Here is a 16265-nt window from a genome sequence, read left to right as displayed (position 1 = left end):
CGACCGGACGCGAATCGGCCGAGATCAGACGGCCGTCCCAGATTTCCTCGAATTCGGCGCGCGTGACGCGCCGCGGATGCGACGACGACGGATGCAGCACAAGCGCTTCGTTGCCGTCGACTTTGCCGAGCAGCAGAAATCCACCATCCCGCAGCGCCGCGATTCCGGGCAACCGGATATTGGCAAGCCGCGTCCAATCCGTCGTCCACGAGCAGGCCTTGAGATCAAATTCGCCGGCGCAGCGGAGCATTGCGCGGATATCGATCGCCCGGCCTCCGCAAAGATCACGGATCTTGTCGAAGTCAGTGCTCACACCATGAAGTCGCAAGAACAGAACCAGGGCCCGGAGCCCAAGGTCTGCGGCATCGGCATTTCCATTCTGGATCGCCATTTATCAACTCGATTGTTCTGCGGTCACGCGACCGGCTTCAACAATTCCTTATTATGCATTCGCAAAAAACGAGGCAGTATCGAACGCAACTGCCGAACCGGTCAAATCTCGTTTCCGCGCCGCCGATCGACGGCGCGGAAACGCTGCCGGATAGGCCGCAGCATCAATGCTGCGGCTTGCTCAGATACGATTGTTCGTTCCAGCTCCCTCCCTGCGCAACGGCCGTGAGGAGCTGCCCCACACCACTGCTGCCGTGATGGGTTGCCAGATACTGGCTCAGCACCGCAAAGTTCAGATTCGCCGATGCGCTCATGGTGGAAGACGCTGGCGGCGGGTCCGTCACCGTGATGCTCTGCGACGCAGACCTCGTGACGGAGCCGGTCGACGGGTCCGTTGCAGTCGCCGTGATCGAGAGCGTAGCAACCGGATGGTCGCTGCCCCGGTAGTTCGACTGCAGCGTCAATCCACTTTCGACCTGCGCGGCGGTCAGCGTGATGTCTCTCCCGCCCTTGTAGGTGCGGCCATCGAGGTTGTCGGTGATGGTCTCGTACCTCGGCAACCCCTTGATGGTCACGGTCACAGCATCATTCGGGTCGGTGGTCGCCACCTTGACACCCAGGTCGACGGTCCCGCCTCTTCCGTCCACCGACAGCGAGGTATCCGCGATCATGAGCACCGGCGCGACGGACGACGTCGGCGTTGACGGCGCCGTGACGCTCGGAGAGATCTGCAGACCGGCGAACGTCTTCACTGCGCCGGCAAGATTCGCCGCGGCACCGCCGGCGTCGCTGATGCTCGCACCGCTGGGCAGGTTGACCCCGGTGATGGCAAGGGCGGACGTCTGAAGATCGGTCGACGCAACGGTCGTTCGGAAGGTGAGCGCGCTGGTCCCCGAACCGCTGACATAGGTAGCGGTGCTGCCATCATTGAGCGACAGCGTCGGTTTGCCGGCCACATTCACGGCCTCGTTGAACCCGAGCGTAAATGTCACGGCATCGCCAACATGCTCGACCCCCGTCCCCGGCGAGGCGACAACCTGCGTCACCGTCGGCGTAACCGCTGGCGTGGTCGGCTGAGACGGTAGCGTGGGGCTCGTCGGATCGATCTGGAGACCGGCGAACGTCTTCACCGCACCGGCAAGATTCGCGGCGACGCCGCTGGCGTCACGGATGCTCGCACCGCCCGCAAGGCTGACCCCGGTGACGGCAAGGGCCGACGTCGCTGTATTGGTCGACGCAACCGTCGTTCGGAAGGTGAGCGTGCTGGTCCCCGAACCGCCGACATAGGTAGCGGTGCTTCCGTCATTGAGCGTCAGCGTCGGCTTGCCAACCACGTTCACGGCCTCGTTGAAGGCGAGCGACAATGTAACGGAATCGCCAACATGCTCGACCCCCGTCCCCGGCGAGGCGACAACCTGCGTCACCGCCGGCGTAACCGCTGGCGTGGTCGGCTGAGACGGTAGCGTGGGGCTCGTCGGATCGATCTGGAGACCGGCGAACGTCTTCACCGCACCGGCAAGATTCGCGGCGACGCCGCTGGCATCACGGATGCTCGCACCGCCCGCAAGGCTGACCCCGGTGACGGCAAGGGCCGACGTCGCTGTATTGGTCGACGCAACGGTCGTTCGGAAGGTGAGCGCGCTGGTCCCCGAACCGCTGACATAGGTAGCGGTGCTTCCGTCATTGAGCGTCAGCGTCGGCTTGCCAACCACGTTCACGGCCTCGTTGAAGGCGAGCGTCAATGTAACGGAATCGCCAACATGCTCGATACCCGTCCCCGGTGAAGCAGCAACCGACGTCACCGTCGGCGTAACCGCTGGCGTGGTCGGCTGGGTCGGTGGCGGGGGGCTCGTCGAACTGACGTTCGCTCCGGTGACGGAGCCGGCGCTGCCGGGCAATCGATAGAGCTGGATCTCGTCGATCTGCATCTGCATCGTCGAGGGGGTAGAGCCATCAAGTGCAGTATGCCAGCCGGCCGCGTTTGAATTCGCGACCTGATTGCTCATGATCAGCTGCATCGGCTGGTTCGGAATCTGCGCCTGCGCGCTGGTCACCGTCGCGATCTGTCTTCCGTCGAGGTACCAGGTGATCGATTGGCCGGGCACCCAATTGATGCCGTAGGTATGGAAGCCGGCCGTGAGATCGACGCCGGTGTCGACAACACCGCCGACCGTCCCTGACGGCGAGTGAAGATGCCAGGAGAAGGCCTGGTTTGCCGGTCCCGAGCCGGTATATCCCCCCTCCTGGATATCGATCTCGAAATTGTCGCCGCTGTTCGAGCCTGCGCCGGGCATCAGCCAAAGCCCTGGCCATGCACCATTGCCGCTCGGCGCCTTCATGCTGATCTGAAGGTAACCGCCGTTAAACTCGAAGTTGCCGTAGCTGCTGACGGCGCCCGACGTAATCGGAAATGACTGCACCGAGCCCTGATTCATGCCGGTGACGGTCTGCTTGGCCGCCGTGAGATTCAGCAGACCGTTGCTCACGGTCACCTGGCTCGGCATGTCGTAATCGGCATCGTACGCGCCGCCCGGCCCGCTTCCACCCGATCCATAGCTGTTCCACGCCCAACCGTTGGCGGCGCGACTCGTGATGTAGGTGTGCCAGTCGCTGTCTAGCGAACTGGAAAAGCTGTCCTGATAGACGAGATTGCTTGACGTAAAGCCTGCTGGTGCGGCAAGGGCCATTCCATGTTCCTTCCAAGGATTGAACTAAGAATTCCACCGTCGCGAACCGCGCGACGTACCGCATGCTCGCAGCGCATGGCGCCGCGGGCAGATTTCAGTCCAGTAGCGATTCGGTAGTACGCCCCTTCGACTGCTAGGTCGGTTGGCTAAAGATCAAGTATGGCGAAAAATCGTTTCAAAATGATCTTCTCACAGGCGTTTTTTGCCGCAGCGCGCCCCATTCGGACGGTGCGTTGGCGCTCAATTTTAACATTGGCTAGGATTTAATTCTCTGCGGCGGCTATGCGAAAAAGCCGTTACGTGGAGGCCGCGTTGACAAAGTGGCAAGGGTGCCATCCGCCAAGACGTCGCGATCACGCAGGCGTGTGTGGACCACTCACGTGCTAGATGTGGCGGTAACCGTCGGGATTCTTCAGCTGCCAGTGCCAATGATCGGCGCACATCTGCGCCAGCGACCGCGCCGATTTCCAATCCAGCGTTCGTTTCGCAAAGCTCGGATCGGCACAGCAGATCGCGACATCGCCGGTGCGGCGATCTGCGATCTCGTACGGAATTGACCTGCCGCTCGCGGCCTCGAAAGCGCGAACGACCTCCAGGACGCTGCTGCCGCTTCCCGTTCCCAGATTGACCGTGAACACGCCGGGCTGCTCGAGGTGGCGCAAGACACTGAGATGGCCGGCAGCAAGGTCGACGACATGAATGAAATCCCGGATACCGGTGCCATCCGGAGTGTCGTAGTCGTTGCCCCAGATCCGCAGCTTCGCACGCCTTCCAATCGCCACCTGCGCCACGAGCGGCACCAGATTGTTCGGAACGCCGATCGGGTCTTCTCCGACAAGCCCGCTCTCGTGCGCGCCGGCCGGATTGAAATAGCGCAGGATGCCGATGCGCCAATCGTCCTCGGCGCGATAAAGATCCTTCAGCATTTCCTCGACGATCAGCTTGGTACGACCGTATGGGTTGGTCGGCGCGAGCGGATGCCTCTCGTCAAGCGGCAGATAGGTTGGCATGCCGTAAACGGTGGCGGACGAGCTGAAGACAAGCGTCTTGACCTTCGCCCGTTTCATTGCCGACACCAGCCGCATCGTCCCCACGACATTGTTGTCGTAATAGGTCATGGGATCAGCGCTGGACTCGCCAACGGCCTTCAGCCCCGCAAGGTGGATGACCGCGGTCACGCCACATGCACGAAGCACCTCAAAGACGGCCTCCTCATCCCGGATGTCGACGTGTCGGAAAACAGGCGCTCGCCCGCAGATCGCTTCGACCCGGTCGAGAGAGGCCCGGTTGCTGTTGCAGAGATTGTCGATCGCCACGACATCGAACCCCGCGTCCAGCAATGCGATGCAGACATGGGACCCGATATAGCCAGCGCCTCCCGTCAACAAGATCATGTCGATCACCGTGTCCGTCCAACAGGCCTTCCGTGCAACGCCGCTCTAGGACCGCCAGATCTGGGCCCGCGACGACAGATTCTGCGAGAAATCTTCGACCATTCCGCCGAGACGCGTCGTGGTGTAGGCAAAGGCGGTCAGGCAAAAGCCCGCTACAATCGCCCCGGCCCGCCGGGCGGAGCTGAATTTGCCAAGCATCGCGGCCTTGAGCTCGCTCGCCACGGCGCGCGGCAAGACTTCGCGAACATAGCGCTGTTCGGTCTTGAGTCCGTCGCCGGAGCCCGCGAGATTCCTCAAGACCGCCTTGGCGGTGCCCTCGATCAAGCAGCGATTGACGAAATACGCCCACGTCGCCCGCTGCGCCGGCACGACATGGTGCACCCGCGCTCGCTGGCGATAGGCAAAGTAGCCGCCGGGAAATAGACGAGAGGCGCGGATGCAGAGTTCGGTCTCTTCGCAGCTCTCGGCCTTGCCGCCGATCCGCGCGCGACCGCTGACGGAAAATCCGAGCTTGCGGCGGCCGAGCTCCGAGGCGAAGCCACCGGCGCGGCGCAACACATCGGCGCGCACTGACATGTTGGCGCCGATCGGGTTGCGAATGCGGCCGTCCTGCACATCCATGCCGGCATAGGTGCAGCCGACGACCCAAGCGAATTCGGCAGGAAACCAGGACGGCGGCGGCGCCTGCCACATTGGCACCACCGGTCCACCCGCTCCCAACACCGCCGGATCCCGATAGGCCTCCAGCAGATCCTCAAGCCAGCACGGGTCGGCAGCGGCATCGTCATCCAGGAAACAGATAACCGACGCCGTGGCGTGCTCCGTTCCTGTCATGCGGCCACCCGACAAGCCGGGTTTCCCGGCATTCGCGAGAACGGTGACGCCGGCGAATTCCTGCGCGGCCCGCGCTCGCAGGGCTTCGTTGTTGTCTATCACCACGATGATTTCCCGGGGCGCGCGGGTTTGGGCGCGGACTGACGCGACGGCGCGTTGCAGCTCGCCCCAGCGGTCGAGCGTGTGCGCGCAAATCACCACAGATGCGTCGATCATGGCAGCTTCCGTCCGTTGTCCGGGGCCCGGTTCGTTTCCTGGGACCGCGTCGCCCGCGCTGTCGCCGCTTTGAAGGCATTCCAGATCGCGCTTCCGTCATTGCGGATATCAAACTGATCATGCTCGTCGACGGGAAAGCGCCCGCTGTCCTGACGCGACACCAGCCGCCACACCAGCCACCCCGCGCAATCGGGGTCGCGGCCAAGCTTGTCGAGCCACATGGCGTAGGCAGCGGCAGCGTCCGGATTGGAGCGGGCGTAGCCGAACTCCTCGAGCAAAACGGGCTTGTTGGCGCGAACACCCAACTGGCAAAACTCGGTGATGGTGTCGCCGAACTGCTGAACCGTCTGGTTGAAAAAGAGCGGGTAACCGTGCCAGGTCCCGTAATCGAGGGTGGGAATCGTCAGGTCGGACAGCTTGTCGGAGGCGCTGATATTTCCGGCATTTCCTGAACTGACGAGATGATTGGGATCGAGGAACTTGACGTAGGCAGACATCTCTCTGGTCCAGGCCAATCGCAGGCTCTCCGGATTCGCATTGCCTTCGTTCATCAACTCCCAGGCCATGATGTTCGGATCGTCGCGGTAGGTGATCCCGGTGAAGGAGTTGACGCGCTCCACGACGTGGCGAACCCAGGTCATGTAATCGCGCCGGGTGCGCCGGTCGCGAAAGAAGAAGCCGGACTTGTCCTGGCTCCCGTACCAGGCCCGCATCTGCTGAGCGCCGCCCGTATAGTCCCAGAAGTCGAGGAAGGCGATGATCAGTCTCAGGTGTCGCTTGCTGGCTTCGGCGACCAGGAAATCAATCTTCTGCATTCCGTTCGCGCCATCATTGATGGCCATCCCGCCTTCGCGATCGTCCCAGTAGAGCAGGTACGTCCCCTTGACGCCGAGATCGCTCGCGTCGGCCTGCATCTTCCACTGCCAGACGGTCGCCATGCTGCCGTCAAGCGATCCGATGACCGGCTGAAGAAAGGTGCGAACCACGTTGGCGCCCATCGCCACCGCGTCGTCGAGAACGCGAGTGACTTCGTTCTCCGAACCGAAGGTGAGATAATGGTTGTTCACGCCAGTCACAAAGAACTGTCTGCCGTCAAGCGTAAAGCGCGTTCCCTGAGCTTTGACGAAGGGTGTTGCCGGCGGACCGTCTGCCGCTTGACCATCCGCTGCGCTGGCGATGGTTGGGGCAGATAGCAGCGCACACACCAGTACGCGCAGTCCGGTGTTGCGCAGCCTGTCTCCCGCCCATTTCCAGCCAACAATCATTCCTCCACGTGACTATTGCAGGCGGCCGAGCGCAACTTCCCCGAAGGGTTACTCCCTTCGGCGCCGCGCTCCGAAGGGCCGACTTCCGATCAAGTGAAGGTGATTAGCCGGCTGGCGAGGAAGGCATTGGCTGAAGTGTCCAGCGCAGGCTGCGCGTCTTCATCGGCGCGGCAAATCGCCGCCGTTTTGCGGATCGGCATGACCTTAGACGGAAATCAGTGTGTGTCTGAAGGATCGGCGCAGCGCCCGCGGGGTCGCCTTGTCACAAGGCAAGCACATGACAGTGATGCGGCCAGCATGTGACCAGGTTCGGAAACTGTGACGCGCTCTGCGCGCGCCTTACCCGGAATGCTGGATCGTGTGCCACATTCGGCTACGCTCGCCGCCAAATTGCAGACGGCCCTCGTGCTGCGCCACTTCCATCGCGAACGCCTGCGAGCTGCGCATATGAACATCGATCAGGGCATCGACCATGGTGCGTCGGCCGGTCCACAGCTGCGACATGATTCCATCCGCCAACGAACACGAGTCGATCGCGGCGATCTGACCGGATTCAAGCAGCTCGTCCGTAATCCTGCTGATCAGCAGAGCCCCTGGGGAAAAGCGCGCGAAGGACGCATCGAATGCGGTCTTCCACGTATAGGCCTGGCGGCCGCTGTAGATCAGGACTTGGCCAGCGATCGCAACGTCATCGACGCGCAGCAGGGCGACCGAGGCCAGGTTGTGCGCGGCGAGGTTTCGGATCAGCTGCCGGGCAAATTGTGCGTCGCCGGCGTCGCACAGCAGCGCTGTACCCTCCTCACCCTTCCAGCTCGCCGCCTCGAGCGCGAGAAAGACCTCGAACGCGGCTTCCGTTTCGGCCGGTGTCCGGCCGTTCACAATCTCCGCCTTTCCTGTCGCGGAGAGCCGATTCCAGTCCTGACGCAGCTTCTTGCGGGTCGATCCCGATTTCTTGGTCCCTGAGCACCGATCGGCAAACGGGCGTTCGACGCGCACAAGCTCGCGGTACCGGCCCACGCCCTCGAGCTGCCGGAGCATCGCCGGGTAGACAACGGGGTCAGCTTCGAACGACCGCAATCGGATGATCTTGGGCAGGCGGAGGTCGTGCCTGATCACGTCAAAAAACGCTGCCATCACCTCGTCAGCGCGAGCACGGTCGATCACGGCATTCGAGGTGGACGCGTAAATCGGGATCGCTTCCAAAAAAGCGGGCGTGGTCGGCAAATTGCGCCTTTCGCACAAGGCCCAGAAGCCAACCGGACAGCGAGGCTCCACCCCCTCGTCCCACGCGATCAGGACGTGGATCTCGGCAAAGCCGGTCTCGGCAGTGGCAAGCAGCGCCGCAGGATGCATGAACGCATTGCCGTCGACGCGCGCAACGAGATCGTTCCACGGTTCGCAGAGTTCTGCGCTCGGCGAGCAGCGGTACGCTGCAATCAATCCATTCTTGGCCCGTTGCCAGCCGACATTCATGCGTCCAAATGACCTTCCCGGCCGGCCGAGCGCAACCTCCCCGAGGGATTACCCCGTCTGACATCACGCATCCCAGCGCTGTTTGGGCCATAGTTTTGCAGCCGATCGCCCTGGCGTGACCGTGTGCCGTCAGACCGAAAAAGGTGCTGCCTTTCCTCATCGGCAAGGCACGCGGTCACGGCGGGCGAAGAAACCGAACGGGCTCGGGGAGTGAATGCGCGTTTGCCTGCATCTTGATCCGTCGCGGCTGCTGCGCTGGCATCTGTGGCTCGCGGAGGCGCTTGCCAAGAATCCTCGCAACGAGGTCTCGTGCACCTTCGGCTCCGATCGCCACCCGATGCCGCAGATTTGCCGCTGGCTGCTCGAGCTGGAGCGGCTCGTCTACGGCGTTCGCGGAGATTGTGCCACCGATTCCATCCCGGCCGCACTCCGAGCGCTGCCGCCCCCGACCACCACGCCGGATGTCGTGATCAATCTCAGCGGCGAGACACCCGTCACGCGCGCACGGCGCGTGCTGACACCACTCTTCAACGGCGTCCCCGGCGAAATCGGAGTGATGGCAGCGCTGACGAATGGTGAGGACCTGCTCGTCGAGCTGCACGATACGACTTGCCCCTGGGGTCCGTGGACGGCGCGCCCCGCCAGCGCAGACCGCGACGTGTTCGCGGTGAGCCTTGATGGCACCCTCTCATGCGCTATCCTTCTGATCCTCAAGGCGGTACGCGGGGACAAGCGGGCAGCTGCATCCGATGCCGCCCGTCCACGGATGACCAGCCCTCCAGGCAGCGCTGCGGCCCTCATTTGGGCGAGTCGCACGGTGGCATCGAAGGCTATTCGTCTCCTGAATATCATTGCAAAAGGCGGAAAGATGTGGGCCGTCGGCTGGCGCCGCAACGAAGGGACAAGCCTGCTCGACAAGGGCAAAGCCGTCTTCAAGGTGCTCGCTGCGGATGCCGACAGCTATCTTGCCGACCCGTTTCCGTTCAGCCACCACGGGCAGGATTTCATCTTTGTCGAGCAGTACTCCTACCGGAAAAAGCGGGGATGCATCGCGGTCGCGAGAGTGACCCCCGACGGCACTACCAGCGCGCCGCGGATCGTCCTGGAGGAGCCGCACCATCTCTCCTATCCGTTCGTGTTCGAGCGGGACGGACAGATCTGGATGATCCCGGAATCCGGGGAAGCGAGCAATGTCTGCCTCTATCGGGCCATCGAATTCCCCTACCGGTGGACCCGGGAAGCGTGCCCGATCGACCGCGTCGAGGCCTACGACTGCACGCCGCTGTTTCGCAACGGCCGCTCGTGGTTCTTTGTCACCCCGAGACGGTGGAGATCCTCGGCATGGGACGTGCTCGAGGTCTACCACGCGGAGGGCCTGACCGGGACCTGGGTACCTCATGCCGCAAACCCAATCCTGATCGACGCCTCGCTCAGCCGTCCTGCCGGCGCCTTCATCGAGCACGGCGGGCAAATCCTGCGCCCGGTCCAGAACTGCTCCCGCGGTTATGGCGATGCGATAACGCTATGCCGGATCGATGCGCTCGGACCGTCGGAATTTGCTCAAACCCCGGTTGGGGTCATCCGAGCGGCAAGCTTCGGCTGCCACACCTACAATCGCGGGTCTGGCCTCGAGGTGATCGACATGTTCGGTCGCGTCAGGCGATTGCGAGAGGTCACGGCCTCCTACGAGCCGCTGTCACCTGAGGTGTCGGCCGCGGTGAACCGACAATCCGTCCTGTCTTCAATTCCGGCTGATGTCGCTTGAAGAAGGACGGGCGGTTGCTCTCCCGCACGATAGAAATCATCACCGGCGAAGTGGTTGCTGATGCAGGACTATTTCGTCGGCATCGGAAGCGATCTGAACGGATAACTACAAAGAGCTAACCACCTATCGTGCTTCCACTGTGAAGCGGCATCAGCGATCCTTGGCGTCGAGGGTAGCCGGAAGAGGGCCGCAAGGAGAGACTTCAGCGTTGGTAATCTCCCGATCTCTTTTTCATTTCAACTTCTGTTTTTATTTAGTGCGGGAGGTGCACATATGGGCCGATTAAGCACATCCGTAGATGTGGCCGTCATAGGCGCCGGCCCCTACGGCTTGTCGCTGGCTGCGCATCTGCGCGCACGCGGTGTGGAGCACCGGATTTTCGGTGAACCCATGGGGCCCTGGAAGCACAACATGCCACGCGGCATGCTGCTGAAATCATATCCTTGGGCAACAAGTCTCTCCGATCCCGGATCGGAATTCACGGTGAAATCGTTCTGCACCGAACGCGCCATGCCGTATCATGACGTGCTGACGCCGCTGACGCTCGACCGATTCATCGAGTACGGCGAGGCGTTCCGGATGCGGTACGTGCCCGCCGTGGAAAGCAAGGTCCTCACCGCGTTGGAGACCGCCGATGGCGGCCTTCGCGCCAGTTTTGACGACGGCGAGACGATCAACGCGCGGCGCATCGTGGTGGCAGTCGGCCTGCAGCCCTTCGAGCACCTGCCGCAGGACGCCGCGCATTTGCCTGCCGAGTTGTGCTCGCACAGCGGCAAGTACGGTTCGCTCGAAGCATTGGACGGCAAGGAAGTCGTCGTGGTCGGATCCGGATCGTCCGCGACAGACCTCGCCGCGCTGCTCCATGAACGAGGGATTTCAGTTGCGCTCGTCGCGCGCGCACAGCAACTGCGTTTCGCCAACCGTCCCCATAACCGCTCTTCCATCGAGCGTGCGATGGCGCCGTTGAGCGGCATCGGCCCGGGTTGGACACTGGGGGCCTACGCAAAGTATCCTCAGCTCATCCGGCTGCTGTCGAAAGAGCGGCGTATCAAGATCGCCAACCACGAGGCGCTTGGCCCGCTGGGCGGCGCCTTCGTGAGGGACCGCGTTGTCGGAAAGGTGCCGACGCTACTCGCCACTTCCCTCCAGAGCACCGAGACCCGCAACGGCAAGGCCGTGCTCAATCTGGTCGACGCTGGCCATGCCAAGCAATCGCTGCAGGCCGATCATGTGATCTTCGCGACCGGGTACAAGATCGATGTCAGCCGGCTCGGCTTTGTGAACCAGGCGCTGCTTCGCAACATCCGTCTTGAAGAGGGTGCGCCGCAGCTTTCGTCGCATTACGAGACGTCGGTGCCAGGCTTGCATTTTATCGGTCCCGCCGCAGCAAACAGCTTCGGCCCGGTGTGTCGCTTCGTATACGGGACCTATCATCCTGCGCGGACTCTTGCCCAACACCTATCAAGTATCCTTGTCCGGTCGCGGCCTGCGGTGCAGGTCCGGCCATTTGATCGTACGGTGCTGCCATGAACGCTCCTGTCCCCAACAATCTCTCCTACGTCAGTACCGTATGGGTGCCTGACCCGGTCAATCTCGCGCTGGCACACTCGCTGGCGATGCCGCGGGTGAGCTTCGTGGTCCCGACACTCAATGAGGCCAAGAACCTGCCTTGGCTGCTGCCGCGTATCCCGGCATGGGCACACGAAGTGATCATCGTCGACGGACGTTCGACCGACGACACGGTTGCGGTGGCGCGCAGCCTGCGCGAGGACGTGAAGGTTGTGATGGAGCCACGGCGCGGCAAGGGCGCCGCCCTGCAGGCCGGATTCCGCGCCGCCACCGGTGATATCATCGTCATGATCGATGCCGACGGGTCGATGGTGCCGGAGGAAGCCATCGTCTTCGTCGGCGCGCTGATCGCGGGCGCGGATATGGTCAAGGGCTCGCGCTTTCTCCAGGGCGCAGGGACCGACGACATGTCGTTGTTCCGGATGCTCGGCAATTGGGGGCTCACCCTGATGGTGCGGCTGCTCTACGGCGGCTCGTTCTCCGACCTCTGCTACGGATATATGGCATTCTGGACCAAGCACGTCCCCACGCTCAACTGCGACTGCGACGGGTTCGAGATCGAGACCCTCATCAACGTACGGGCCTTGAAGAACCAGCTGAACATCGTTGAAGTCCCGAGCTTCGAGGCTCCACGCATCAGCGGCCTGAGCAATCTGCGCGCCATTCCGGACGGCTGGCGCGTCCTCAAGACGATCCTGCGCGAGCGGGTGCGTTCTCCGGCCTCTCTCGTTGCCTATGGTTATCCATAGGCGGCGCAGGCGGAACGCAAGTGCACGATGATGGCGAGTGAGTCGAATGCGTATCCTGATGGTTGCCGCTCGCTGCCACCCCTTCGTCGGCGGTATCGAAACCCACATTCAGGAGGTGGGTCCCCGCTTGGCGGCGCGCGGCTACTCGGTCGACGTGCTTACAACCGATCCGTCGGGAAAGTTGCCGATCGAGGAGAACGTCCGTGGCATGAGCGTGCGGCGCGTGCCGGCCTGGCCGAAGGAATTGGATCTCTATATCGCACCACAAATCTATAGCGCGATCCGGCGCGGCACATGGGACCTGATCCATTTCCAAGGCTACAGCACTTTTGTGGTGCCGATCGGATTGCTTGCCGCCGTCCGCACCCAAATCCCATTCGTCCTGACCTTCCATAGCGGCGGGCATTCCTCGCGGCTGCGCAATGCCGTGCGCGGCACCCAGCGCGCGGTGCTCCGTCCGCTGGTGGCGAAAGCCGCGCGGCTGATCGGGGTCTCCGAATTCGAGGCCAGTTTCTTCAGCACGAAGATGGGCATCCCGCGGGAGCGGTTTGTGGTCATCCCGAATGGCGCCGCGATGCCGGCCGCCAGCCCCGGCGTCAAGGTCGATCCCGGCCTGATCGTCTCGAGCGGCAGGCTTGAGCACTACAAGGGCCATCACCGGGTGATTGCGGCCATGCCGGAGTTGATCCGCAAGGTGCCGAACGCGCGCCTGCACATCGTCGGGACGGGGCCTCACGAGGGCGCGCTGCGCCGTCTCGTCAGTACGCTTGGTCTTGAAGATCGCGTCACCATCACCGCCATCCCGGGATCCGAGCGGCAGAGAATGACCGACCTGCTGGCGAGCGCCGGTCTGTTCGTGCTGCTCAGTGAATACGAAGCTCACCCCGTTGCCGTGATGGAAGCGTTGTCGCTGCGCCGGCCTGTCCTCGTCAGCGACACGTCAGGGCTGAGCGAGCTTGCGACCAACGGCCTGTGCCGCGCGCTTCCGCTCAACGCGAGCCCGGGCGAGACCGCCGCTGCGATGGCAGAAGAACTCGCGGCGCAGCGAGAGATCCCCGACCTGGCCTTGCCGGATTGGGACGCCTGCGCGCAAGCGTTGAGCGACGTCTATCGTGATGTGGCTGGCAACCGGTCAACGGTCAGTCTTCCGCTCGACGACGCACTGAGCTTGCGATCCGTCACGAGGGCACGGGGCGGATGATACGAGCCCATCTCAACGCCGAAATCGCGATCGCACCGGCGCGTGCCTGGATGCATTCCATCCTTGCCATTATCGGCCCTGACCTGCGCGGCGACGATACGACGTCGGAGCCTGCGAACGCGAACTGGATTGCGACGCTGTGCCTCATCGTCGCCACGGGCCTGCTGCTGGTTGTGGCCGGACAGGGAGCCGGTCGTCGCGGCGCTGAAATGGCATCGCTGCTGTTCTGGTCGGGCACCATCCTGGTGATCGCTCCGACCAGCTTTCGCATCGCTTGGCCGGGTGTGGCCCGCAGCGAGCGTCTCTTCCTCCTGGTTCTCCTTGCCGGAGCCCTGTTCTTCCACAAGAGCGTCTATTCGCCCACGGGTCTCGGGTACCACGACGAATTCCTGCATTGGGCCGCAGCTGACGACCTTGTGACCGCCCGCCGGCTCTTCCTGCCCAATCCATTGTTACCGATCGCGTCGGCGTATCCCGCCCTCGAGATCGTGACGACGGCGATCATGAATCTCACCGGCCTGCCTTTATTTGCGACTGCGACCCTGCTGTTGGCGGTCCTGAAAGGCACCCTCGTCGCAGCCATGTTTCTGTTCTACGAGAGGATTACCGGGTCTCCGCGCATCGCGGCCATCGGCTGCCTGACATACATGGGCTGCTCGACTTTCGTGGTGTTCGAGTCGATGTTCTCCTACGAGAGCCTCGGCTTCGTGCTGTGCATGTTGATCCTCGCGGTCGAGGCTGGATCGAAGGATCTTGCCGGGCGACCAAAATTAAGCGCGCTCGGTCTGATTGCTCTTCTGTTGGCGAGTCTGGCGGTCACCCATCATGTCACGGCGGCCTTTGTCGCTGTCTACCTTGGAATGGTGGCGGCCCTGGAGGCATTGCGGCGGGACGTCTCGCTCCGGTTCGAGGCAAGGATCGCCATGGGCGTCACTGCGGTGCTTGCCATCGTTATACCGCTCGTATGGGTGATGGCGCACGGCAATCCCTTCACTGGTTACGTCGGCCCCGTGGTCGAATCCGGCTTCAAGGCACTGCTGGCAAAGGTCCTGGGCACCAGCACCCCACAGTCAGAGCAGGTGGCCGCGCCGTCCCAGCCCCTCTTCATGCGCCTGACCACCTTGTTCGGTATCCTGTTCGTGGCCCTCGGGTTGGCGACGGGCTTCTTTCGATCGTTGGCCATGACAGCGCCGGGCAATCTGCGCTCAGGCTGGCTTGCAATCTACGGCATTCTGAAACGACGCTGGACCGACAGCCGCGTCGTACTGCTCACCGTGCTGGCCTGCGGCTTTCCTATCTCGGTTGCGTTCCGCTTGACCGTGAACGGATGGCAAATCGGCAACCGGATGGGAACGTTTGTCTTTATCGGCGTCGGACTGGTCGTCGGGGTGGGTATCGTCCATTTCTGGCAGGGTCGCGCCGCCCGCGGTTGGCGCCGGATCGTGCCATCCACTGCGCTGGCGGTGATCGTCATGAGCGGGGTCACTGCGGCATCGGTCGATCCGATCCGTGGCCGCTACAGGGTGGCTTCGGACGCGCAATCCATCGAGCACCTCGGAATCGAAACGGCGCTCTGGACCAAGGAGTGGCTTGGACCCGGCAACCGCTTCATCGGCGATCGGGTCAATCGTCTGCTGCTTGCCGGCTACGGCCGGCAGGACGTGAGAACCAAGCTCAATGATGCCGTCTATGCTGCCCGCGCGTTCAGGAACGAAAAACTCAGTTCAGACGATTTCTACGCTCTCGCCAGGAGCGAGCTTGATTTCCTGCTGGTGGATCTCCGCCTGACCACCGGGTCGCCGGTCCTAGGCTTCTACTTCGAGCCGTGGGAAACGCAGCAAGGAAAGCGGCTCTCGGCTGCCGAGTTGCTGAAGTTCAATGACGTCAAAGGTGTCACGCGCACTTACGACAACGGCTCGATCATCATCTATGACATAAGAGGACTGCATGCCGAGCCCTGACAAGCGCGACCTTTTCGGTGCCTGCTTGTGGGCAGGAGCCACGGTGGCCCTGGTCGCGGCCAGTGACAGCACGTTCCTCCGCTTCATCCTGGGCGTGCCGATGGTTCTCCTCATCTCCGGTCATGTCGTGCTGCGCGTTATCGGCGTAAGGAACTCGTCGCTGTCCGAACATCTTGTCTGTTCGATCGGTGCGAGTCTCGCCGTCACCATCGCCGGAGGCTTTGTGCTGAACGCGATCGGCTCGCTCACTCCGCTTGGCTGGGCGTTCTGGTACCTGGCGGTGACAACAGGAGCGATGCTGATACCTGCCAGCGGCAGCGATGTCTCGATTCCGAGTGCCTGGCCTGGTTCAGTGCGAATCCGCTCCAGGCAGGGAGCTGCGGTCGTATTGGCGATGCTTTTGGCAACGGGAGCCTACGCTCTCGCCGTCCGCGATGAGGCCAGCGACCGGCAGTTCAAATACACCGAGCTATGGATGTTGCCACCGGCCAAAGGAGTTCCGGGCCAACTCGTCGTCGGCGTTCGCAGTGCAGAGACCGAGGCTCGGCGATACGACCTGGAAATCACCCTCAACGGCCAACCGTTCGCCGTCTTCCGCTCGCTGACGATCGCGCCGGGCGACACCTGGGTACGGAAGTTCTTCGTGCCCGTCCTGGCCGCCCAGCAGAACGCCGAGGCCCGGCTCTACCGGCCGGACGACAACCGGCTTTATCGCAGGGTCTCGGCCTTGGTGCCGGGTACCTGAGGCGGAGGGCTCGGTC

11 protein-coding genes and 1 pseudogene are annotated in these 16265 nt (G+C 62.9%); 6 read left to right on the top strand and 6 right to left on the bottom strand.

Going from position 1 to position 16265, the window contains the following annotated elements:
• Window positions 1-70: 70 nt before the first annotated feature.
• The 6 genes and pseudogenes from V5279_RS47065 to V5279_RS10040 form a co-directional block, all read right to left on the bottom strand.
• Window positions 71-391: pseudogene (locus V5279_RS47065) on the bottom strand (cysteine peptidase family C39 domain-containing protein); the annotation flags it as partial.
• 163 nt (window positions 392-554) lie between these two features.
• On the bottom strand, window positions 555-3077 hold the full coding sequence (locus V5279_RS10060) for a glycoside hydrolase family 16 protein (protein WP_338696903.1): 2523 nt from the start codon (window positions 3075-3077) through the stop codon (window positions 555-557).
• 383 nt (window positions 3078-3460) lie between these two features.
• A complete protein-coding gene (galE, locus tag V5279_RS10055; protein ID WP_338696901.1) occupies window positions 3461-4471 on the bottom strand; it encodes a UDP-glucose 4-epimerase GalE in 1011 nt (336 codons plus the stop codon).
• Between the two features lie 45 nt (window positions 4472-4516).
• Entirely contained in the window at window positions 4517-5521 is a 1005-nt protein-coding gene (locus tag V5279_RS10050) for a glycosyltransferase family 2 protein (RefSeq protein WP_338696899.1), read from the bottom strand.
• Window positions 5518-6786: a glycoside hydrolase 5 family protein gene (locus tag V5279_RS10045; RefSeq protein WP_166303255.1), complete on the bottom strand. Its 1269-nt coding sequence runs from the start codon at window positions 6784-6786 to the stop codon at window positions 5518-5520. Before V5279_RS10045 ends, V5279_RS10050 begins: the two co-directional genes overlap by 4 nt.
• 339 nt (window positions 6787-7125) lie before the next feature.
• Window positions 7126-8259, bottom strand: a complete 1134-nt coding sequence (locus V5279_RS10040) for a GNAT family N-acetyltransferase (RefSeq protein ID WP_338696895.1) — start codon at window positions 8257-8259, stop codon at window positions 7126-7128.
• Between the two features lie 214 nt (window positions 8260-8473).
• Between V5279_RS10040 and V5279_RS10035 the strand changes: the two genes are divergently transcribed.
• The 6 genes from V5279_RS10035 to V5279_RS10010 all read left to right on the top strand — a co-directional run bounded on the left by V5279_RS10035 (window position 8474) and on the right by V5279_RS10010 (window position 16249).
• On the top strand, window positions 8474-10024 hold the full coding sequence (locus V5279_RS10035) for a glucosamine inositolphosphorylceramide transferase family protein (protein WP_338696893.1): 1551 nt from the start codon (window positions 8474-8476) through the stop codon (window positions 10022-10024).
• 273 nt (window positions 10025-10297) lie between these two features.
• A complete protein-coding gene (locus V5279_RS10030) occupies window positions 10298-11554 on the top strand; it encodes an FAD-dependent oxidoreductase (RefSeq protein ID WP_166303246.1) in 1257 nt (418 codons plus the stop codon).
• Window positions 11551-12342 (top strand): glycosyltransferase family 2 protein, encoded by a 792-nt coding sequence (locus V5279_RS10025; RefSeq protein ID WP_338696891.1) that lies wholly within the window; start codon window positions 11551-11553, stop codon window positions 12340-12342. The genes V5279_RS10030 and V5279_RS10025 overlap by 4 nt, the downstream gene beginning before the upstream one ends.
• Window positions 12343-12388: 46 nt before the next feature.
• Window positions 12389-13543: a glycosyltransferase family 4 protein gene (locus V5279_RS10020; protein ID WP_338696889.1), complete on the top strand. Its 1155-nt coding sequence runs from the start codon at window positions 12389-12391 to the stop codon at window positions 13541-13543.
• Window positions 13540-15504: a hypothetical protein gene (locus V5279_RS10015; protein ID WP_338696887.1), complete on the top strand. Its 1965-nt coding sequence runs from the start codon at window positions 13540-13542 to the stop codon at window positions 15502-15504. The genes V5279_RS10020 and V5279_RS10015 overlap by 4 nt, the downstream gene beginning before the upstream one ends.
• Window positions 15491-16249: a hypothetical protein gene (locus V5279_RS10010; protein ID WP_166303238.1), complete on the top strand. Its 759-nt coding sequence runs from the start codon at window positions 15491-15493 to the stop codon at window positions 16247-16249. The genes V5279_RS10015 and V5279_RS10010 overlap by 14 nt, the downstream gene beginning before the upstream one ends.
• Window positions 16250-16265: the final 16 nt, after the last annotated feature.

Origin of the sequence: Bradyrhizobium sp. 26S5, assembly GCF_036923295.1 — a bacterium.
Taxonomy (GTDB): domain Bacteria; phylum Pseudomonadota; class Alphaproteobacteria; order Rhizobiales; family Xanthobacteraceae; genus Bradyrhizobium; species Bradyrhizobium septentrionale.
This window is presented reverse-complemented; position numbering and strand designations above follow the sequence as displayed.

What these genes read in the sequence shown, in the direction of transcription:
- V5279_RS10060 (WP_338696903.1), bottom strand. Translation starts at nt 3,077, where the DNA reads ATGGCCCTTGCCGCACCAGCAGGCTTTACGTCAAGCAATCTCGTCTAT.
- galE (WP_338696901.1), bottom strand. Translation starts at nt 4,471, where the DNA reads ATGATCTTGTTGACGGGAGGCGCTGGCTATATCGGGTCCCATGTCTGC.
- V5279_RS10050 (WP_338696899.1), bottom strand. Translation starts at nt 5,521, where the DNA reads ATGATCGACGCATCTGTGGTGATTTGCGCGCACACGCTCGACCGCTGG.
- V5279_RS10045 (WP_166303255.1), bottom strand. Translation starts at nt 6,786, where the DNA reads ATGATTGTTGGCTGGAAATGGGCGGGAGACAGGCTGCGCAACACCGGA.
- V5279_RS10040 (WP_338696895.1), bottom strand. Translation starts at nt 8,259, where the DNA reads ATGAATGTCGGCTGGCAACGGGCCAAGAATGGATTGATTGCAGCGTAC.
- V5279_RS10035 (WP_338696893.1), top strand. Translation starts at nt 8,474, where the DNA reads ATGCGCGTTTGCCTGCATCTTGATCCGTCGCGGCTGCTGCGCTGGCAT.
- V5279_RS10030 (WP_166303246.1), top strand. Translation starts at nt 10,298, where the DNA reads ATGGGCCGATTAAGCACATCCGTAGATGTGGCCGTCATAGGCGCCGGC.
- V5279_RS10025 (WP_338696891.1), top strand. Translation starts at nt 11,551, where the DNA reads ATGAACGCTCCTGTCCCCAACAATCTCTCCTACGTCAGTACCGTATGG.
- V5279_RS10020 (WP_338696889.1), top strand. Translation starts at nt 12,389, where the DNA reads ATGCGTATCCTGATGGTTGCCGCTCGCTGCCACCCCTTCGTCGGCGGT.
- V5279_RS10015 (WP_338696887.1), top strand. Translation starts at nt 13,540, where the DNA reads ATGATACGAGCCCATCTCAACGCCGAAATCGCGATCGCACCGGCGCGT.
- V5279_RS10010 (WP_166303238.1), top strand. Translation starts at nt 15,491, where the DNA reads ATGCCGAGCCCTGACAAGCGCGACCTTTTCGGTGCCTGCTTGTGGGCA.